Annotated in this window: 18 protein-coding genes; 8 read left to right on the top strand and 10 right to left on the bottom strand. The window is 57.3% G+C overall.

What is annotated here, in order from left to right:
• Window positions 1-43: 43 nt before the first annotated feature.
• Both POR16_RS07195 and POR16_RS07185 read right to left on the bottom strand, forming a co-directional pair.
• A complete protein-coding gene (locus POR16_RS07195; RefSeq protein ID WP_024690061.1) occupies window positions 44-1,723 on the bottom strand; it encodes a DEAD/DEAH box helicase in 1,680 nt (559 codons plus the stop codon).
• A gap of 453 nt (window positions 1,724-2,176) precedes the next feature.
• Window positions 2,177-2,938, bottom strand: coding sequence for a spermidine synthase (locus POR16_RS07185; protein ID WP_005889793.1), 762 nt, complete (start codon window positions 2,936-2,938; stop codon window positions 2,177-2,179).
• Window positions 2,939-3,110: 172 nt separating this feature from the next.
• Here POR16_RS07185 and POR16_RS07180 point away from each other — a divergent pair, with 172 nt between their 5' ends.
• Window positions 3,111-4,457, top strand: coding sequence for a class II 3-deoxy-7-phosphoheptulonate synthase (locus POR16_RS07180; RefSeq protein ID WP_024669867.1), 1,347 nt, complete (start codon window positions 3,111-3,113; stop codon window positions 4,455-4,457).
• Window positions 4,458-4,514: 57 nt separating this feature from the next.
• On the opposite strand, the gene POR16_RS07175 is transcribed toward POR16_RS07180, so the two are convergent.
• The gene (locus tag POR16_RS07175; RefSeq protein WP_024669868.1) at window positions 4,515-5,261 is read right to left on the bottom strand and encodes a sulfite exporter TauE/SafE family protein; all 747 of its coding nucleotides are present in this window, start codon (window positions 5,259-5,261) and stop codon (window positions 4,515-4,517) included.
• A gap of 187 nt (window positions 5,262-5,448) precedes the next feature.
• Here POR16_RS07175 and POR16_RS07170 point away from each other — a divergent pair, with 187 nt between their 5' ends.
• Entirely contained in the window at window positions 5,449-5,922 is a 474-nt protein-coding gene (locus tag POR16_RS07170) for a MarR family winged helix-turn-helix transcriptional regulator (protein ID WP_005889787.1), read from the top strand.
• Window positions 5,923-6,059: 137 nt separating this feature from the next.
• Window positions 6,060-6,479, top strand: coding sequence for an organic hydroperoxide resistance protein (locus POR16_RS07165; protein ID WP_005889785.1), 420 nt, complete (start codon window positions 6,060-6,062; stop codon window positions 6,477-6,479).
• Between the two features lie 101 nt (window positions 6,480-6,580).
• On the opposite strand, the gene POR16_RS07160 is transcribed toward POR16_RS07165, so the two are convergent.
• The 4 genes from POR16_RS07160 to POR16_RS07145 all read right to left on the bottom strand — a co-directional run bounded on the left by POR16_RS07160 (window position 6,581) and on the right by POR16_RS07145 (window position 11,218).
• Window positions 6,581-7,150 (bottom strand): elongation factor P, encoded by a 570-nt coding sequence (locus tag POR16_RS07160; RefSeq protein ID WP_005889783.1) that lies wholly within the window; start codon window positions 7,148-7,150, stop codon window positions 6,581-6,583.
• A gap of 98 nt (window positions 7,151-7,248) precedes the next feature.
• Entirely contained in the window at window positions 7,249-8,379 is a 1,131-nt protein-coding gene (gene earP / locus POR16_RS07155) for an elongation factor P maturation arginine rhamnosyltransferase EarP (protein WP_005889781.1), read from the bottom strand.
• A gap of 101 nt (window positions 8,380-8,480) precedes the next feature.
• On the bottom strand, window positions 8,481-9,812 hold the full coding sequence (locus POR16_RS07150) for a hypothetical protein (protein WP_005889779.1): 1,332 nt from the start codon (window positions 9,810-9,812) through the stop codon (window positions 8,481-8,483).
• Between the two features lie 2 nt (window positions 9,813-9,814).
• Window positions 9,815-11,218, bottom strand: a complete 1,404-nt coding sequence (locus tag POR16_RS07145) for an McrB family protein (RefSeq protein ID WP_005889777.1) — start codon at window positions 11,216-11,218, stop codon at window positions 9,815-9,817.
• A gap of 282 nt (window positions 11,219-11,500) precedes the next feature.
• Between POR16_RS07145 and POR16_RS07140 the strand changes: the two genes are divergently transcribed.
• The 3 genes from POR16_RS07140 (at window position 11,501) to POR16_RS07130 (ending at window position 12,715) form a co-directional block, all read left to right on the top strand.
• On the top strand, window positions 11,501-11,899 hold the full coding sequence (locus tag POR16_RS07140) for a hypothetical protein (RefSeq protein ID WP_005889775.1): 399 nt from the start codon (window positions 11,501-11,503) through the stop codon (window positions 11,897-11,899).
• A 3-nt stretch (window positions 11,900-11,902) separates the two neighbouring features.
• Window positions 11,903-12,385: a GreA/GreB family elongation factor gene (locus tag POR16_RS07135; RefSeq protein ID WP_005889773.1), complete on the top strand. Its 483-nt coding sequence runs from the start codon at window positions 11,903-11,905 to the stop codon at window positions 12,383-12,385.
• 123 nt (window positions 12,386-12,508) lie between these two features.
• On the top strand, window positions 12,509-12,715 hold the full coding sequence (locus tag POR16_RS07130) for a hypothetical protein (protein ID WP_002554553.1): 207 nt from the start codon (window positions 12,509-12,511) through the stop codon (window positions 12,713-12,715).
• 60 nt (window positions 12,716-12,775) lie between these two features.
• Here the strand turns inward: POR16_RS07130 and POR16_RS07125 are convergent, their stop codons facing one another.
• Complete coding sequence (locus POR16_RS07125) at window positions 12,776-14,053, bottom strand: aromatic amino acid transport family protein (RefSeq protein ID WP_024669874.1); 1,278 nt, start codon at window positions 14,051-14,053, stop codon at window positions 12,776-12,778.
• A gap of 390 nt (window positions 14,054-14,443) precedes the next feature.
• Here POR16_RS07125 and POR16_RS07120 point away from each other — a divergent pair, with 390 nt between their 5' ends.
• Together POR16_RS07120 and POR16_RS07115 are read left to right on the top strand one after the other, a co-directional pair.
• Entirely contained in the window at window positions 14,444-15,280 is an 837-nt protein-coding gene (locus tag POR16_RS07120; protein ID WP_005889768.1) for a TlpA disulfide reductase family protein, read from the top strand.
• 76 nt (window positions 15,281-15,356) lie between these two features.
• Window positions 15,357-15,920 carry a TetR/AcrR family transcriptional regulator gene (locus POR16_RS07115; RefSeq protein WP_005889767.1) on the top strand — a complete coding sequence of 188 codons (564 nt, stop codon included), beginning with the start codon at window positions 15,357-15,359 and terminating at the stop codon, window positions 15,918-15,920.
• A 107-nt stretch (window positions 15,921-16,027) separates the two neighbouring features.
• On the opposite strand, the gene POR16_RS07110 is transcribed toward POR16_RS07115, so the two are convergent.
• Together POR16_RS07110 and POR16_RS07105 are read right to left on the bottom strand one after the other, a co-directional pair.
• Entirely contained in the window at window positions 16,028-16,369 is a 342-nt protein-coding gene (locus POR16_RS07110; RefSeq protein ID WP_005889766.1) for a ComEA family DNA-binding protein, read from the bottom strand.
• Window positions 16,370-16,527: 158 nt separating this feature from the next.
• Complete coding sequence (locus POR16_RS07105) at window positions 16,528-18,522, bottom strand: polysaccharide biosynthesis protein (RefSeq protein ID WP_005889765.1); 1,995 nt, start codon at window positions 18,520-18,522, stop codon at window positions 16,528-16,530.
• Window positions 18,523-18,538: the final 16 nt, after the last annotated feature.

Genomic DNA, 18,538 nt, shown 5'->3' with positions numbered 1-18,538 from the left:
ACCAGTCGGGGATTTTTTATGTGCCGATCAGCTCAAGAGCGGATCAGTCTTCGCGATAGCGACGCAGTTTGAGCTGCTTGCCGGCAACGCGGGTGTCCTTGAGCTTAGTCAACAGACGCTCAAGACCATCTTCCGGCAGTTCTACCAAGCTGAAGCTGTCACGAACCTGGATACGGCCGATGGCTTCGCGGGCCAGGCCGCCTTCGTTGAGGATGGCGCCCAGCAGGTTCTTGGCAGCGATGCCATCACGCGCACCCAGCGCGGTACGGCAACGTGCACGACCTTCGGCCAATGGAACAGGCGCACGACGCTCGCGCTCTGGACGATCACCACGGTCGCTGCTGCCGCTGCGTTCTGGACGATCACCGCGAGGGGCGTTGTTCGGAACCAGCGGACGGTCACGCTCGATGGCTGCCAGGGTAAGAGCCTGACCGTTGGTAGCCTTGCGCAGCAGTGCAGCAGCGAGGGCACGCGGGCTGCAACCGATGTCGGCAGTCAGACGATCCAGCAGATCGCCATGAGTCGATTCGGCATCGGCAACCAGCGGCGACAGGCTGTTGGTCAGTTTCTTGATGCGAGCATCCAGAACGGCCTGGGCATCCGGCAGGCGGACTTCCGCAACCTTCTGACCGGTAACACGCTCGATCACCTGCAGCATGCGGCGCTCGCGAGGAGTCACCAGCAACAGTGCACGACCTTCGCGACCTGCACGACCGGTACGGCCGATACGGTGAACGTAGGACTCAGGATCGTAAGGCATGTCCACGTTGAATACGTGGGTGATACGAGGAACGTCAAGACCACGGGCGGCAACGTCGGTCGCAACAACGATGTCCAGACGGCCATCCTTGAGGGATTCGATGACGCGCTCACGCTGGTTCTGGGCGATGTCGCCGTTCAGTGCAGCAGCCTTGTAGCCTTTGGCTTCAAGGGCGCTTGCCAGGTCCAGGGTCGCCTGCTTGGTGCGGACGAACATGATCAGGGCGTCGAAGTCTTCGACTTCCAGCAAGCTCAATACAGCCGAGGTCTTCTGGTCAGCGTGAACCAGCAGGTGAGCCTGCTCGATCGCGGTAACGGTCTGGGTCTTGGTCTGGATCTTGACGTGCTTCGGGTCACGCAGGTGGCGTTCGGCGATGGCACGAATAGATTGCGGCAAGGTGGCCGAGAACAGGACGGTCTGGCGGGTTTCAGGCATGGCCTTGAAGATGACTTCGAGGTCGTCCATGAAGCCCAGCTTGAGCATTTCGTCCGCTTCGTCGAGAACCAGATGGTTCACGGTCGCCAGGACTTTCTCGTCACGACGCAGGTGGTCGCAGAGACGGCCCGGAGTGGCGACGACGATCTGTGCGCCATTGCGGATGGCCTTGAGCTGAGGGCCCATAGGCGCGCCGCCGTAGACCGCTACAACGGTCACGCCCGGCATTTGTTTTGCGTAGGTCTCGAACGCGGTGGCAACCTGAAGTGCCAGCTCGCGGGTCGGGGCCAGGATAAGTGCTTGCGGCTCGCGCTTGCTCGGGTCGATCCGGTGCAGGATAGGCAGTGCGAACGCGGCGGTTTTACCCGTACCGGTTTGCGCCTGACCGATCATGTCGTGACCGGCGAGAATAATCGGGATCGATTGCTGCTGGATGGCCGAAGGCTCTTCGTAGCCAGTGGCGACGACAGCTGCAACGATATTTGGATGAAGTTCGAGAGCGGCGAAGCCGCCGATTTCCTGGGTCATGGGTCTGCCTCTAGTGCATCCGCAAAGACCCATGCTTCAAAGCTGCGCGTGCCGTGTACGACCTTGAGGTCACCCTGGCTGCTTTGTCGGCGGGGATTTGCGAAAACGTTTGATGAATGGATCGTCCAGGCTAGTCCGCTATGCGAACAAGCGACCGAAGCTGGCTTCGGGGAACTGCAATACCTCGACGAGGGCCGTGTTAAGGCCGGCGCGCACTATACCGGAAATACGCACCTTGGTGAGTCTTTTTTTATGAAACATTACGCCCTGCGAGTGCAAAAGCTGGCATTGGCCAGCGGCGCGACAGGCCCTCGCCAAAGCGCGGACCAGAGATTACGGGCATTGCCGCTTAAACGTTTAATCTATTCCTTCGGATGACCGGTATCGCGCCCTGCAGGGTGTGGCGAATTGTCCCACCCGAGTTTCCGCACAATCGGCGCATCGCCAGGCTTGTCAGGTCGCTGAACGGACAGCCCGGATCAATGAAGCCAGCGAGTACCCCAAACGTGGTGCAAGTGCTTCGGCACGCACGCTGAGCGCCTCGATATCAAGCACCTGATCCAGATCGGCAGGCACGATCAGAATCACGTTGCCCTCCTTGACCGGCAGCTCCCAGTAATGACGATGGTACAGACCACGCAGCAGCGCCGCGCCCAGCGGCTTGCCATCGTCGGTCGCCCACTGGTTGATGATCAGCCAGCCGCCGGGCGTGAGACGCTGCTGGCAGCTCTGCAGAAAATTCCAGGCCAGATGCCCGACGCCAGGCCCGACATCGGTATACAGGTCGACAAAGATCAGATCAGCCGGTTCCGCGCTGTGCAGCAGATCCAGCGCGTCGCCGATGCGGATGTACAGCCGAGGGTCATCATCCAGCCCCATGAACTCCATCGCCAGACGTGGCACGTCGGGACGCAGTTCGATCACTTCCACATCTTCCAGCGGCAGGAACTTCATGCAGGCCTGGGTCAGCGTCCCGGCGCCCAGACCGAGAAACAATGCGCTCTCCGGCGCCTCGTGGCACAAGGCGCCGATCAACATCGCACGGGTGTAGTCATACTCCAGCCAGCTCGGGTCAGCCGTGAAGGTGCAACTCTGTTCAATTGCATCGCCGAACTCGAGGAAGCGGTAATCCTCCACCTCCAGCACGCGGATCATGCCGAAGTCGTCATGGACCTCAGCCAGAATTCGTTCTACGCGCTCACGCTCTTCCGTCATCACCGTTCCTGGTCCTGGGCCGCACCGGGCGCAAAGCTCGAATTGTCGGGCAAGCGCACCGTTTTGTCACACTTTGCAGGCTGCAACACCTTTCCAGTGATCTGCGCCACGCTGGCAGCGTGACGACGAACTGCTAACATGCCTGTCCGATTGCGCAACCCAAGAGCCAATGATGAGCCAACCCTGGAGCCCCGACAGCTGGCGGGCAATGCCGATTCAACAGCAACCCCTATACCCTGACACAGAGCATTTGCTGAAGGTCGAACAGACGCTGGCCAGCTACCCGCCGCTGGTATTCGCAGGCGAAGCCCGCGAGTTGCGTCGCCAGTTTGCCGAAGTCACCCAGGGTCGGGCGTTTCTGTTGCAAGGCGGCGATTGCGCAGAAAGCTTCATGGAGTTTTCTGCGGCCAAGATTCGCGACACGTTCAAGGTGCTGTTGCAGATGGCAATCGTCATGACTTTTGCCGCCGGCTGCCCAGTCGTCAAGGTCGGACGCATGGCCGGACAGTTTGCCAAGCCACGCTCGGCCAATGACGAAACCATCGACGGCGTGACGCTTCCTGCGTATCGGGGTGACATCGTCAACGGTATCGGCTTCGACGAAAAAAGCCGCGTGCCGGATCCGGAACGCCTGATCCAGGCCTACAACCAGTCCACTGCCACCCTCAACCTGTTGCGCGCTTTCGCTCAGGGCGGGTTTGCCGACCTGCATCAGGTACACAAGTGGAATCTGGACTTTATCGCTAACTCGGCGCTGGCCGACAAATACAGCCAGTTGGCGGGTCGTATCGACGAAACCCTGGCATTCATGCGCGCCTGCGGCATGGACAGCTCGCCGCAACTGCGCGAAACCAGCTTCTTCACCGCCCATGAGGCGTTGTTGCTCAACTATGAAGAAGCCTTCGTGCGGCGCGACAGCCTGACCAACGATTACTACGACTGCTCGGCGCACATGTTATGGATCGGCGATCGCACCCGGCAACTGGACGGCGCGCACGTTGAATTCCTGCGCGGGGTGAACAACCCGATCGGAGTAAAAGTCGGCCCGAGCATGAACACCGAAGACCTGATTCGCCTGATCGACACGCTCAACCCGGACAACGACCCGGGACGTCTGAACCTGATCGCGCGTATGGGTGCCAACAAGGTCGGCGATCACCTGCCACAGCTGATTCGTGCGGTCGAGCGCGAAGGCCGCAAGGTGCTGTGGAGCTCCGACCCGATGCATGGCAATACCATCAAGGCCAGCAGCGGTTACAAGACCCGCGACTTCGCGCAGATCCTCGGCGAAGTGAAGCAGTTCTTTCAGGTGCATCAGGCAGAAGGCACATACGCCGGAGGCATCCACATCGAAATGACCGGTCAGAACGTCACCGAATGCATCGGCGGCGCCCGACCGATCACTGAAGACGGCCTATCGGACCGCTATCACACGCACTGCGACCCGCGCATGAACGCCGATCAGTCGCTGGAACTGGCGTTCCTGATTGCCGAAACCCTGAAACAGGTCAGACGCTGACCAAAGCGTGCCAGATCAACTGCCCGCTCGAAACTTGAGCGGGTGGTCCCGAAGGGCTCAGACTTTAAGCGCGAGAATCACTGCGCACAGCACCAGAAACACGCAGAACATCAGGCGTAACGTGCGCTCCGGCAACGAGTGCGCCAGCTTTACACCCCAACTGATGCTGGCCAGACCGCCGATCGCCAACGGGATACCCATCGACCAGTTGACGTGGTCGTGCAGCGCGTAAGTGACCAATGTGATACCAGTGCTTGGAGCCGCAAGCGACAGAGCAAGCCCTTGCGCAACCACCTGCGTAGCGCCGAACATGCTGGTCAGGATCGGAGTAGCCACCACTCCGCCTCCCACGCCAAACAAGCCGCCGGTGACGCCGGAACCGACACCCAGCAGCCACAGCCAGCGCTCATGACGCAGCCCGGTGCCTGCCTGACTATTACGCCAATACATTTGCGCGACGTTAAACACAGTCAAGACCACCAGAAAGGCGATAAAGCCCAGGCGCATGCCTTGTGGATCGACCCGTACGGCCAGCAGCGACGTGAGCCAGGCCATGAAGAAACTGGGAATGATCAGCATCAGTGCGTTGCGCAGTAAAATCCGGTTACGCTGGTTGTAGCGCCACAACGCGAGCAACACATTGGGCAGCACCATCAACAAGGCAGTGCCTTGAGCCAGCTGTTGATCAAGCCCGAACAAAACGCCCAGTACCGGAATCGCCACCAGCCCGCCGCCAATTCCGAACAACCCTCCCAAGGTGCCCATTAACGCGCCGAGCAACACGAACATCACAATTTCAATCACACTGCATCCCCAACCATCCGATGGTCAAATGCTGCGCAGTCCTGTCCGCGTCAACACCCGATAATGTCTTTTTTCATACACAACACATGATGACATTGCTGCCAGCTCGCAGGCATGGAAATTATCCAGCGCGTTAAAACAGTTCAACACTGGGTTAAACTCAGTTTACCGAGTACGAGGATCCGACATGAGTGCCGACAAGAGCCCGACCCACCTTGAGTCCGCTGATTGCGACTTATTGCTGCTGGATAATCAATTATGTTTCGCCCTCTACTCCACCTCGTTGATGATGACCAAGGTCTATAAACCCTTGCTTCAGGCACTCGGCCTGACCTATCCGCAGTACCTGGCCATGATGGTGCTGTGGGAAAAAGATGGTCTGACCGTGAGCGATGTCAGCACGCGCCTGCTGACCGATCCGGGTTCGCTGACGCCCTTGCTCAAGCGCCTTGAAGGTGAAGGCTTCATCAGTCGCACGCGCAGCAAGGAAGACGAGCGTGTGGTGTTGCTGCACCTGACCGAACAAGGTCGTGCATTGCAGCACAAGGCCCTGAACGTGCCAGGCTGCATTCTCTCCACCAGCGGCCTGAGCATGGAAAAACTCCATGAACTGCAGGCTCAGTTGCTCGACCTGCGTGACCATCTGCACCAGAGTCTGTAGGCGGGATTCAACGCAGCGTTTCACTCCTCGCAAAATTTAGCTTGCGCACTAACTAATCAAGAGATACCTTTGTCGCGTGATTACCTTGCGCGCAAGTATTTGGCGCACAACCAAACTCATGAAAACGAGGAAACACCATGGACACGCTCTACACCGCAGTTGCAACCGCCACCGGCGGCCGTGATGGTCGTGCTGTTTCCAGCGACAATATTCTCGACGTCAAACTGGCGACCCCGAAAGAACTCGGCGGTGCTGGCGGCGCAGCCACCAACCCTGAGCAATTGTTCGCTGCCGGCTACTCGGCCTGCTTCATTGGCGCGCTGAAATTCGTGGCCGGTCAAAGCAAACGCAGCATCCCGGCAGACGCCTCGATCACTGCTCACGTAGGCATCGGCCAGATCCCCGGTGGTTTCGGTCTGGACATCGACCTGCATGTCAGCCTGCCAGGCCTTGAACAAGCCGACGCCCAGCAACTGGTAGACGCCGCTCACGTGGTCTGCCCGTACTCCAACGCCACACGTGGCAACGTCGATGTGCGCCTGCATGTGACGGTGTGAAAGCCGCTTGAAGCCTGAGCACCGCTGTTCAGCAGAATTTCAGGCATAAAAAAACCCGCAGCGATGCGGGTTTTTTGCGTAACGGGGTCAAAACACCCTGCTTACTTGGCACGGCCCTTGTAGGAACCGCCTTCGCGGGTGTCGATCTCGATCATGTCACCGATTTCGATGAAGTCTGCAACGCTCAGCTCGGTGCCGTTTTTCAGCTTGGCAGGCTTCATGACCTTGCCAGAGGTGTCGCCGCGAGCGGAACCTTCGGTGTAGTCAACCTGGCGCACGATGGTGGTCGGCAGCTCAACGGAAACCAGACGGTCTTCAAAGAAAACGGCTTCGCAGATGTCGGTCATGCCTTCTTCGACGAATGGCAGAACGCTTTCGATGTCTTCGGCGTTCAGCTCGTACATGGTGTAGTCAGTGGTGTCCATGAACGTGTAGGTGTCACCACTGATGAAAGACAGGGTGGCTTCCTTGCGGTCGAGGATCACGTCGTCCAGTTTGTCATCGGCGCTGTAGACGATCTCGGTCTTGTAACCGGTCAGCAGGTTTTTCAGCTTGGTCTTCATGATCGCGCTGTTACGACCGGATTTGGTGAACTCAGCTTTCTGAACCAGCCAAGGATCGTTTTCGAGACGGATCACGGTACCGGGTTTCAGCTCTTTACCAGTTTTCATTGCATATATCCGAATTTGGATGAATTAACCAAAGGCTCTGTACGAGAAATAGCCTACACAGGCACTTTCCGTACAGAGCCTGATATCAAGGTCGCGTATCATAGCGAATTTCCATAAAACTGCACCAGCGCCGTGGCAAGATCAGTCTGTGCGGCTTGTTGCAGGCACCAGCGCTCGGCATGTCTTTCGATTTCAGGCCAGTGCGCCATCAGCTCTTTCCAGCTATCGGCAAGGTCGCCGCCAGCGCTCCAACCGTGCCACAAGCGGCTCAAAGCCTGTCCGGCAGGGGGCGAAAGCCCGTCCAGATACAGTGCCAGAAAAGCATCGAGCTTCGGCAGGTGCGCATCGTCTTCCTGTTGATAGATGTGCCAGAGCATCGGTCGCCCCGCCCATTGCGCCCGCACGAACGAGTCCTCACCGCGCACGATGTTGAAATCGCAGCTCCACAGCAGCAGGTCGTACTGCTCCTGACTGACGAACGGCAAGACCTGCACCGTGAGTGCGCCCCTCACCTGCGTCGTGCCTACCGCCAGTTCACTGCCAAGCCAGCGCTGCAGATCGCCCAGAATGCGGCCTTCCGGCACCAGCATGTGTGTCGGTCGTTCATCGTTAGCCAATACGTCAAGCCAACTGCCCAGGCCCGGGTTTTCGTAGGCAAACACCGATATCAGACGGGTATCTTCCTGCGGCTCGACGCCCAGCCCGTCAAGAAAGGCGCGCTGCGCCGCTTTGTCATGCTCAAAGGCATGGCGCCTGTTCACAAGGTCTCGCTCGCGCAGCAAACCGCCTGTGGTGTCGGAAAAACCCGGGAAGAAAAAGAACTTCTTGAGGCCGTTAGACTGCGGCGACGGCAGCCCGTGACAGCCTGACACCCATTCTTCGGCACTCAGGTAATCGAGGTTCAGCCACAGCGGCCTTGGCGAGTGTTGCAACATTGCTTCGGTGTACGACTCCGGCAATCGACAGGCAAAGGCTTCGATCACTGCATCAGGAATGACCGTGCTTGCCCATTGCACTGGCCACTGGCAAACGCTGACGCCTTCATGCTGTTGCTGCACGGCCGCCGCGTCGGCACCAGGACACAGCCGAGCGAACGCCGACAGATCGTCGATCCATAAACGAACCTGCAGGCCATGTTCGGCAACCAATTGGCGTGCCAGACGCCAGGTCACACCCGCATCACCGTAGTTATCGACGACGCTGCAAAAAATGTCCCACGAGGCTTTCATCCTGGCTTCCTGAGGCTGAAGGGCAAAACGCTGATTGTCGTTCAGAACGGTCGGTGGCCACCACCTTTACCCAAGTCAAAAGCAAGTGGGTGGGGGGGCGCTCAGAGCAGAGCAGAACACTGATAGCGTGTTGCATACGCACGGATCAGGTCGACAGTGGGCAATGAACGGAGCACCAGAGGTGGGTCCCATGCTGGCTGACCCACAGGCTCGGACCATTTTGCCTGCTCGCCAGGCAGCCACATTTCAAGCGTTACCCGATGGTCGCTGCAACCTTCTCTGGCAAGGTGGTGACAGAGCAGCAACCCATAGACCTCCATATTCAGAAAATCACGCTCTTCCTTTGCCAGAACAGCATCCTCGGCCCACTTGGGCCGCATCAGCCGCGGCCGCGAGTAATACTTGAAATCCACGATGGTCCAGGCCTCGTCATCCCGAGTCACCAGATCGGGACGCCGCTCAATGTGGTTGCGCGCGAAGAGTTTCTGCCGTTGTCTGTCCCAGCGGGACTGGGACTCGTAACTCGACAGTCCATGCGGCAGATGCTGGTCATCACAGGTTTCAAAGCGCTCTTCGCCACCCGCCTTTTCGCTCAGCGCATGGCACAGACAGATCGACTCCCAGACCGCCCAGAAGTCGTTCACTCCCCATACAAGCCCGCAGTGGGCGCCCCCCTGACTGCCAGCATTCAGGTAAGACTCGAGCGCGCCATGCAACTGATGATAGTGGGCGTCCCGCGGTACCGCGCATCGATCGATAGACTGCAACAAGTGACGCAGACGACTCAGACTGCGCTGACGCGACTCGGCATCGCCACGATAGAGAGAGTCCTCGGCACTGAGGTAGCGGTGTCGAAAAGCCTCTGCCAGGGCCTCCCCTTCGCCAAGAAAACTACCCCAGGCGCAAAGCGGATCGACCTTCAGCAGTTCTCGATAGAAATCCAGGGCAAGGACACAGTAAAGCCCGACTATATCGGCCTTGCCGAACTGCCCGGTCTTGAGCGGTCCCTGAACATAGTCAAGGTAAGCCACGCCACTTTGGTCGAACACGGCCCGGTGCAGGTGTCTGTCAAATCGGCGATACGGATCATCAACGCTGCGGCATCTCCTCTCGCAAAGGGACAGCAGACTGCGTGGGTCAGCCTTGTCGAACAGTTCATCGAGCCCGAGCGCATCATGAAACGAAACGCTGTCGCCACCACGCCCACAGCCCTCTTCCCGAGCGTCTTCCGTGCCGTCACGGGGGCTCGACGAATCGCTGTCAAGACGGGTTCGGCGAAAAACTACAAAGCAGCGGTAAAGCAGCGAGAGGGCCTCTGCGCTGTCCATCTCTGCCATACCATAAGGGACTTTCAGCAAGTATCGGCCATCGGGTTCGCGTACCAGCCCCACTTCATTGCCACTTTCGACCCGTTCGATCTCGTCCAGCCGCATCTTCAGACTTCTTCGGCTGTAGAGTTTTCTTCTGCCGGGGCGCTGGCTGCCTTTTCGCCCGGCGGCACAGTTGCTTCAACCGGCCCGGCGCACAAGCGTTCGACAAACTGCTCAGCCTGATCCGCAAACTGCCCGAAGGTACGCAGCTCCTGATGCTTCAGATCGAGCAGATTACAGAGCGGTGACTTGTCTCGATCAAATACGTTGTCCCACAAGTAAAAGAACAACTTGCCGACGATATCGGTGCGCTCGATGCGACAGGAGGCTATGCCCACCTCAAACACCGATAGGGTTTGCAGGTAGTCTTCGACAATCAGGCCCGTGTCATCGGACTTGTATTTCTTGCGGCTCCGATTGGAGCAATAATAATCATTGGCCACACCAGAACCGGAGCGGATCGCGGTGAATTTCAGCTCGGCGCTTTTATCATAACCGCCATGCTTGAGAAGCCTTTGCTTGTCGGTTTCAGACAACTCTTCTGCCAGAAGCCTGTGCTGCTCGTCGAACGCTCTGCTCTCAGGCACACCGCTGATCATGTCGCCGAACTTGCTGGCGCTGGCTTCCAGTGCAGCCAGATGCGCCGGGTGTGCCTGAAGCAGGGTCTGTTTGTCGATTCTGCACCTGGCCTTTACAAACCAGGGGCCGACCAGTTTGTCATCCAGCCTGGGCGCCGTGCAGCGTTCACGGATGAACCGGTTCAAGGCATTCACGAACGTCTGCCATGTCAAACCCCGCCCCCATGGCATAAGTGCATCGCGCTGTTCGGCGGGCACTTGAGCAAAACCTTCGGCACAAAACTCGAAATGCCAACGCCGCTTGAACGCCGAGTCCATGAAGAATATGGATTCATCACTGGTGTTCATGGTGCCGATCATGTGCAGGTTCGGCGGCAGGCACAGCTGCCGCAATTCCAGACAGGTTTGCAGCTTGTCGGTCAACTCAGGATAAGGCCAGGAATGACCTAGCACGCGTTCAAGCTCTGCTTTGAAAGCACATAACACCAGTTCGGAAACACTGATCTCGTAACTGGACCAGCCCGACTCATCGCGGTCCAGCAGTTGGAACACATCGCCGAATATTTCCGCGCAGTTGCCCCGGTTGATTTCATCCAGTAACAGCACAACGTTTTTCGGTGCCTGACCGGCAGAGTCTTGAAGCTGGTAAGCGAATGCCATCGCCAGCGCCCGGATGAAAGGACCTGCGTGAACGTGGTACTCGATTTGCCCACTCTTGTTGGTGGTAGGCAGCAGCCTTGCGACGAATTCGCCGTAACTGTAATCGGGATGAAAGGTGAGCGGCACAATACGCGCCTTGTCCACGCCAAGTGCCAGTGCTTTTTCCGCTCGTGCCCGATGGCTTTTGCTGGTACCGGGCGGACCGAAAAGTATTGATTGGTGCTCAACCATGAACGATGCCTCTCCTTGAACGAATGCCGGTGCCAGAACAGTCTCTCGATCTGGGGACTGCCTCACATCGCAGGCGTTGTCAGCCATGCAAACCCAGCGCAAAGTACCATCAAAGATCAATGGTTTGAATGGCCATGCGGTTACTGTATGACGGCTCGTGCGCCGGACTGCAAGGCAGTCGGCGCAAAACATTGCATCTACCCTTCGCTACCGTGGACTATGGCCGCTACGCTGCGCCTGCGTGATACCGAGAGCATTTGTCGCCCTGAAAGGAGTTCAGCCATGCCATCCACCACCCGCCGTCGCGACCTGTATGTGTCATTGAAGTTGATTGTCTGCATTGCACTGGGCATCTGGCTGGGCGCAATGGCTGTTTTTTTCACGGGTATGCTGTACTTCAAGAACTTGCCGCCCGCGCAAAGCCAGGCGCTGGAAAATGCTGCCGCGCAACTGACCGCCCCGCCCGCGCAGAAAACCACCCCGCCGTCTGAGCCGGAAACTGAAATGTTCCGCAAATACGAGCAAAGCCTGCGTGAAAGCGAGGCCCGGCAGGCCCGCGAGCAGGTTCAGGAACAACAGCAGCGCACGTTCAGCCGCTCCAAGTGTGACTTCTGGATACAGCAGGATCGCACCGCTCCGAGCGAGAAAAGTCGTGCGAGCATCGATCAATATTGTGGATAACTCATGAACAAGCAGGACGTGTTGCAGCTGATCATCGATAAACTGGAAATTGATCTGGACGTTGCGCAGCGGGCTGCGCAGACCGCTTACGAAACGGCTACCCACGAAGAAAACATCGCTGAAAACAAATACGACACGCTGGGCCTGGAAGCCTCTTATCTGGCAGCTGGCCAGGCACGACGGGTAGAGGAAATACGCCAGTCACTGACGCTTTATCAGAAGTGGTCACTCAAACCTTTCGATGAATCGCGAGGCATTCAGACCGGTGATCTGATAATCGTCGAAGCCCAGGACGGGCAGACTCACTACCTGTTTCTGGGGCCGGATGCTGCAGGCCTAAAGGTCAGCGCGGGCGACCAGCTGATCATGGTGATCACCGCACGCGCGCCACTGGGGCAAAGCCTGTTGGGCAAATTCGAAGACGATGCAGTACAGATTGTCATCAACGGCACAGGACAATCCTACGAGATTACACAAACGTTGTGACAAAGCGGCCATCTGCGGGGTTGCCCGCGCCGAGTTTTTATGGGTAAGGTGGGCCGTCGCTACAACCAGCGCAACCGGGGCTACATCAAAGCGAACAAGGACTAACACCCAAGGAGATTTTTCATGACAAACGTCATCGCATTCCCTGACGCCCATGAACGTGATCGCCTGAAGTCCAGTCAAGATCCGGCGTTGAGGTACCTGAACAAGAAAGAGCGACAACTGATCGACCAACTGCGTTCGACCAGCCATGCGGGACGCCAGTACGTTTACGACTACGCAAGCATCATGCACCTGTCCAGGCCGCTATACCCTGAACCTGTGGATTGACTGCACTCCGTACAGCCTGACCGTGAGCTGCACCGATACGCCGGCGCAGCTCACAGAGGTTCAGCGTGTCAGCGAAAAGATCAGTGCCGAGATAGCCACCAGACCGGCGGCAATTACAAAATAGTTGGACCATGCGCCTGCATACTTTCGCATGGCCGGCACTTTGTAGATCGCATACATCGGCATCAGGAACAGCAGCGCCGAAATAACCGGCCCGCCCAGCGTTTCGATCATGCCCAGGATGCTCGGGTTAAGCGTTGCCACCAGCCAGCACACTACCAGCATGAACATCGCAGTCATCCGGTCCAGAGCCTTGGGGGCCGGACGACGACCGGATTTCAAAACCAGCCCTTTCAGACCCTCGCTGGCACCGATGTAGTGCCCGAGGAACGACTTGGAGATGGCCACGAACGCAATCAGCGGCGCGACAAAAGCGATTGTCGGGTTATTGAAGTGGTTGGCCAGGTAAGACAGGATCGAGATGTTCTGCGCCTTGGCTTCGGCTAACTGGGCTGGTGAAAGGGTCAGTACGCAGCTGAAGACGAAAAACAGCACCATCACCACCATCAGGCCGTGAGCACGAGCCAGAATCTGCGAACTGCGCACCTCAGCGTTCTCGCCGTACTGACGTTTCTGGTCTACCGCGAAGGCAGAGATGATCGGTGTGTGGTTGAAGGAAAACACCATCACCGGGATAGCCAGCCACAGGGTCGGCAGAAATGCCGAGGGCTCAGGCAAGGTGGTCGCGGTGCTCAGGATACCGCCGGTCCAGTGCGGAATGAGGAATACCGCAAGGAACAGCAGCGCGACGATAAACGGGTACACCATCAAGCTCATGGCCTTGACGATGAATCGCTCGCCACACCGCACTACGGCCAGCAAACCCATGATCAGCACAAAAGCCAGCACCGCACGTGGGGGCGGCATTACGTGCAACTGATGCTCGAGAAAACTGCCTACGGTGTTGGTGAGTGCGACGCTGTAGATCAGCAGAATCGGAAAGATTGCAAAGAAGTACAGCAAGGTGATCATCGCGCCAGCGCCCTTGCCGAAATGCTGCTCGACCACTTCTGTGATATCGGCCCCTTCGCGTCCGGACAGCACGAACCGGGTCAAGCCACGGTGCGCGTAGAACGTCATCGGGAATGCCAGCAATGCCAAGGCCATGAGTGGCCAGAAACCGCCAATGCCTGCATTGATGGGTAGAAACAGAGTACCTGCGCCGATGGCGGTACCGAACAATCCGAGCATCCAGGTGGTGTCATTACGATTCCAAGAGGCGATGCTCTCGGGAGCTACGTCCAGACGTTCTACGACGCCATTAGCCTGATCATTCATCCGGTCGACTCTCCGTGGCCGGTTTATCAAAAAGGAAGACGCGTCGAAAAAGCGGGCAGTTCCGCGCCTCCCTCGAAAACAGCGCGGCAGATTCTCCGGGATTGGCAGCAGAAGTCAAAGGCTTGTAGGACAATACTTGCAAGGCGGCGATGTCTTTACGTTACGCACGCCTTGCATACCAAGGGCTGGCGACCGATTGTCCTTCTGTCGTGAGCCGTGCTTTTCTGGCTTATCCAGACGCCATCAACCGCCACACACTCAGGCACAGTTGCGCGTTATGCGAAAAAAACACCGAGAGATACCATCACCGCGCGAAGGCTCGGCCAGCGAGCTTTCAACTGCGAGCATGATCGCGCGCGCAGACCAAAGCCTTTCAAGAGCCAAAACAAAATGTTGAGTATCAATGCAGGCCCGTTCGCCATCGCGGTTTCACACGTGCTACTGCTGACGGCCCTTGTGCTGGCGACGCTGATAGAAGCTTGTTGCCTGCGCCATGTCGAACCCAAAAAGACAGCTGTATTCGGGCTGTTCATTCTTGGCCTCATCACTGCACGTGTGGCCTTCGTTGCTGCCTACTTCGCTGAGTACTGCGACGCGCCCTGGAAGGCGCTGGACATCCGGGATGGCGGCTTTCTGGTCTGGCCGGGTGTTATCGGGGCCGTGATGGGCGGTTTGATCATCGGCTGGCGACACCCCAAGCGACGTCGTGCGCTAGCGTTGGGCCTCGGCACCGGGCTGCTTGTATGGCTGCCGGGCAGCCTGATTCTGAGCAGCTACCAACAGGGGGCGCCACTGCCCGAAACAACGCTGCTGGACACGACTGGCAAACCGGTCAGAGTCTCTGACTACCGAGGCAGGCCTATTGTCATAAACCTTTGGGCAACATGGTGCCCTCCGTGCAGAAGGGAAATGCCAGTGCTGCGAGATATGCAACTGGCGCGAACGGACATCGTATTCCTGTTCGTCAATCAAGCCGAAAGTGCCGATACAGTCAGCCGCTACCTGTCGACACAGGGCCTGCCGCTGCGCAACAGCTTACTTGACCCGGACGGGGAGTTTGCCCGGCAAGTCGGCTCGGTCGCGCTCCCGACTACCCTGTTCTATTCGCCTGAAGGGCGCTTGACGGGCAGCCATCTGGGTGAAATGTCCAAGGCCAGCCTGATACATTATCTGGACATTCAAAACGGAAGTGGTTCGCAGGATTCGGTATCGACTGGCAATCATTAGCGAAAGCCTGCTGCATCGATTCACCTATCCATGTATAAATGCCCTGACACATTGGTCATCTCTGGAGACTCAGCGCATGCGTTACGCGCTCGATCATAAGGCCCAAACCCACCAACGCATCGTCAAGGAAGCGTCGATGCGCTTTCGGCGCGACGGCATTGGTGCTACAGGCTTACAACCTTTGATGAAAGCACTCGGCTTGACCCATGGCGGTTTTTACGCGCATTTCAAATCCAAGGATGATCTGGTCGAACAGGCATTGAATCACGCCCTCGACGAGGTAAAAGGAATCACCAGCGAAGTTTTCGCCAAACAGGACTCGCTCAGTGAATTCATTGATCTATATCTTTCTCTTGACAGTCGTGACGCACCGGATGGCGGATGCCCGTTACCGAGCATGTGCCTGGAACTGGGACATCGCGATCAACCCAGCGAGGTAACTGACAAGATCATTCTTCATTTGCTTGAGCTGTTCGACAAGGCACCTTCTGGTGACAAATCCAGAAGCTTGCCAACATTGTCTACTCTGGTAGGTGGCTTGGTACTAGCGCGCAGCGCTTTCGACGACGCGTTGTCGAAACGCATTCTTGACGAGACACGCGACTTCCTCAAACAGGAGCTGAGAAAAACCGCAAACTGACACATTGAAGATGTGGACGTTGTCGCTGTATCAACGCTTATTTAACGATGCACCCAAAGACAGGCCGATCAATGATCGGCCTGTCTTTTTTCAGGCGCCTTTAATACTTAGTTAACGGACAGCTTATCGCGGTTCCTGTCCAGAATGGCCTTGCCAATGCCCTTTACTTCAATCAGCTCATCGACCGACGTGAACTCGCCGTTGGCGTCTCTGTACGCAACGATGGCATCGGCTTTGCTCTTGCCAATACCGGCCAGCTGCTTCTGGAGGGTTTGTGCATCGGCAGTGTTGAGATTGACCCGATCTTCGCGCTGCTCATGAACGACAGCGGGTGCTGCGTCCATGGTCATCATGGGCGGCGGCTGAGCCGGTTGTTGGGCGGCGCTGACCGCAACCGAGGCTGTGGTCAGCAAGGCAAAAACAAGAGAGCTGAAAAAAGGGGTTCGCATAGATGAAGCTCCATAGCAGTTCAAGGCAGCACTCCAAATGCTGTGCCTAAAACTTAAACCACTGTTTCTCTCGGGAAAAGAAACGGAGCATTGCGACCTGTTTCGACATCAATCAACGTATGTCTGCGCCTGACAAACCTCAGTAAAAGCGAGGGAAATCACGGTTCTCCGCTGCGTTCCTGATACATCCAGTCAACGATTTCGCCTTCTGGTGTATAGCCGTTGACTGTTTCACGCAGTAATTGACGCACACTGTTGTAATCGTCCCGATCAACCGCATCCAGCAACTTTGTCAGGCGGCCTTTCAGCACATCCCATTGCAGGTAATCTTCGTTCGCACTCATGATCATCGGATGTTCGGTGGCGACGACGTTGTCTCCGATCAGCAGCTCTTCGTAGAGTTTCTCGCCCGGACGCAGCCCGGTAAACTCGATCGAAATGTCACCGTGCGGGTTCTTCTCGGAACGAATGGCCAGACCTGACAGGTGAATCATCTTTTCGGCAAGTTCGATGATCTTGACCGGCTCGCCCATGTCCAGAACGAACACATCACCGCCATGGCCCATGGAACCCGCCTGAATGACCAACTGGGCAGCCTCGGGGATAGTCATGAAGTAGCGGGTGATCTTCGGGTGGGTGACCGTCAGAGGTCCGCCTGACTGAATCTGCTTGTGAAACAGCGGTATCACCGAGCCTGACGACCCCAACACATTGCCGAAGCGGACCATGGTGAAGCGGGTCTTGTTCACCTGATACACATTGGCCTTGTCGCCAAATATGACCGGCGCCGTTTCGCGACTCAGGGCCTGCAGTATCAACTCGGCAAGGCGCTTGGTGCTGCCCATTACGTTGGTCGGCCTGACCGCCTTGTCGGTAGAGATCAGGACAAAGTTGGAAACACCCGATTGCAAGGCCGCCTGGGCGGTATTGAGCGTACCGACCACGTTGTTGAGCACACCCTCGGCAATGTTGTGTTCGACCATCGGCACATGCTTGTAAGCGGCCGCGTGATAAACCGTGTCGACCCTCCAGGTTTTCATGATCGACAGCAGCTTGGGGTGGTTGCGTACTGAACCGAGAATGGGCAGCAACTTGACCGAAAGCGATTCGCGCGCCGAACGCTGCTCAAGCTCGGAAAGAATGCTGTAAAGGTTGAATTCGCTGTGATCCAGCAACAGCAGCTGGGTGGGCTGCAGCAGGAGGATCTGGCGGCAGAGCTCTGAACCGATCGACCCGCCGGCGCCAGTCACCAGGACCGTCTTGCCCTTGATGCAATGCTCCAGCAGGTTGTCCCGCGCAGGTACCGAGTCACGTCCCAGAAGGTCGGCGATATCGACTTCCTGGAGGTCGTCCACCTTTACCCTGCCGGCCGCCAGATCCATGAAACCGGGAACACTTCGCACGTGAAGCGGGAAGCCTTCCAGAAAACCGAGAATTTCCCGACGCCGCCCACGTGATGATGATGGAATTGCCAGAAGAATCTCTTGAGCGCCGGTTGAATCTATCATTCGCTGAATGTTTCGCGGCTTATAAACCTGAAGGCCTGAAATCACTCGATTGGAGATTGATTCGTCATCATCGATGAACGCCACGGGATGCATGAGGCGCCCCATGCGCAATGCAGCGACCAACTGATTACCAGCAGCACCGGCACCGTAGATGGCGACTTTTTGCAGACCATTGTCACTTTTGGCAAAGGGCACGTGCTGCGCTGCCGCAAACCAGTCACCGAGAAAATATTGGCGCATGGCAAGGCGTAGACCGCCGATCATGACCATGCTCAGCCACCAGTAGTTGAAGATGACCGAGCGCGGGACCAGTTGCTGATGGTTGCTGTAGACGTAAACCATGCACCCCAGTATCAGGGATGACATCGTGACCGCCTTGATGATCGCAATCAGGGCATCATTGCCGAAATAGCGCATGACCGCCCGATACATGCCAAAACGGATAAACAGGGGAATGGCGGCGAGCGGCGCACTGATGAAAAGCCAGGTGTGTTTTTCCAGCGGGTTGATCAGTTCGTCGATACCCAGTCGCACGACAAACGCCATCCACAGAGCCAGCCAGACGAGCAGCACGTCGGCAGCAACCTGAATTATCCGTTTTTTGCGGCGGGGTAACGCCAGCAAACTGGACCGCAACCTACTCATCAATTGTTTAATGCTC

Source organism: Pseudomonas coronafaciens pv. oryzae str. 1_6, assembly GCF_000156995.2.
In the GTDB taxonomy this organism is placed as follows: Bacteria; Pseudomonadota; Gammaproteobacteria; order Pseudomonadales; family Pseudomonadaceae; genus Aquipseudomonas; species Aquipseudomonas tremae.
This window is presented reverse-complemented; position numbering and strand designations above follow the sequence as displayed.

Coding starts and splice junctions, on each gene's coding strand:
- POR16_RS07195 (WP_024690061.1), bottom strand. CDS start 1,723: ATGACCCAGGAAATCGGCGGCTTCGCCGCTCTCGAACTTCATCCAAAT.
- POR16_RS07185 (WP_005889793.1), bottom strand. CDS start 2,938: ATGACGGAAGAGCGTGAGCGCGTAGAACGAATTCTGGCTGAGGTCCAT.
- POR16_RS07180 (WP_024669867.1), top strand. CDS start 3,111: ATGAGCCAACCCTGGAGCCCCGACAGCTGGCGGGCAATGCCGATTCAA.
- POR16_RS07170 (WP_005889787.1), top strand. CDS start 5,449: ATGAGTGCCGACAAGAGCCCGACCCACCTTGAGTCCGCTGATTGCGAC.
- POR16_RS07165 (WP_005889785.1), top strand. CDS start 6,060: ATGGACACGCTCTACACCGCAGTTGCAACCGCCACCGGCGGCCGTGAT.
- POR16_RS07160 (WP_005889783.1), bottom strand. CDS start 7,150: ATGAAAACTGGTAAAGAGCTGAAACCCGGTACCGTGATCCGTCTCGAA.
- earP (WP_005889781.1), bottom strand. CDS start 8,379: ATGAAAGCCTCGTGGGACATTTTTTGCAGCGTCGTCGATAACTACGGT.
- POR16_RS07150 (WP_005889779.1), bottom strand. CDS start 9,812: ATGCGGCTGGACGAGATCGAACGGGTCGAAAGTGGCAATGAAGTGGGG.
- POR16_RS07145 (WP_005889777.1), bottom strand. CDS start 11,218: ATGGTTGAGCACCAATCAATACTTTTCGGTCCGCCCGGTACCAGCAAA.
- POR16_RS07140 (WP_005889775.1), top strand. CDS start 11,501: ATGCCATCCACCACCCGCCGTCGCGACCTGTATGTGTCATTGAAGTTG.
- POR16_RS07135 (WP_005889773.1), top strand. CDS start 11,903: ATGAACAAGCAGGACGTGTTGCAGCTGATCATCGATAAACTGGAAATT.
- POR16_RS07130 (WP_002554553.1), top strand. CDS start 12,509: ATGACAAACGTCATCGCATTCCCTGACGCCCATGAACGTGATCGCCTG.
- POR16_RS07125 (WP_024669874.1), bottom strand. CDS start 14,053: ATGAATGATCAGGCTAATGGCGTCGTAGAACGTCTGGACGTAGCTCCC.
- POR16_RS07120 (WP_005889768.1), top strand. CDS start 14,444: ATGTTGAGTATCAATGCAGGCCCGTTCGCCATCGCGGTTTCACACGTG.
- POR16_RS07115 (WP_005889767.1), top strand. CDS start 15,357: ATGCGTTACGCGCTCGATCATAAGGCCCAAACCCACCAACGCATCGTC.
- POR16_RS07110 (WP_005889766.1), bottom strand. CDS start 16,369: ATGCGAACCCCTTTTTTCAGCTCTCTTGTTTTTGCCTTGCTGACCACA.
- POR16_RS07105 (WP_005889765.1), bottom strand. CDS start 18,522: ATGAGTAGGTTGCGGTCCAGTTTGCTGGCGTTACCCCGCCGCAAAAAA.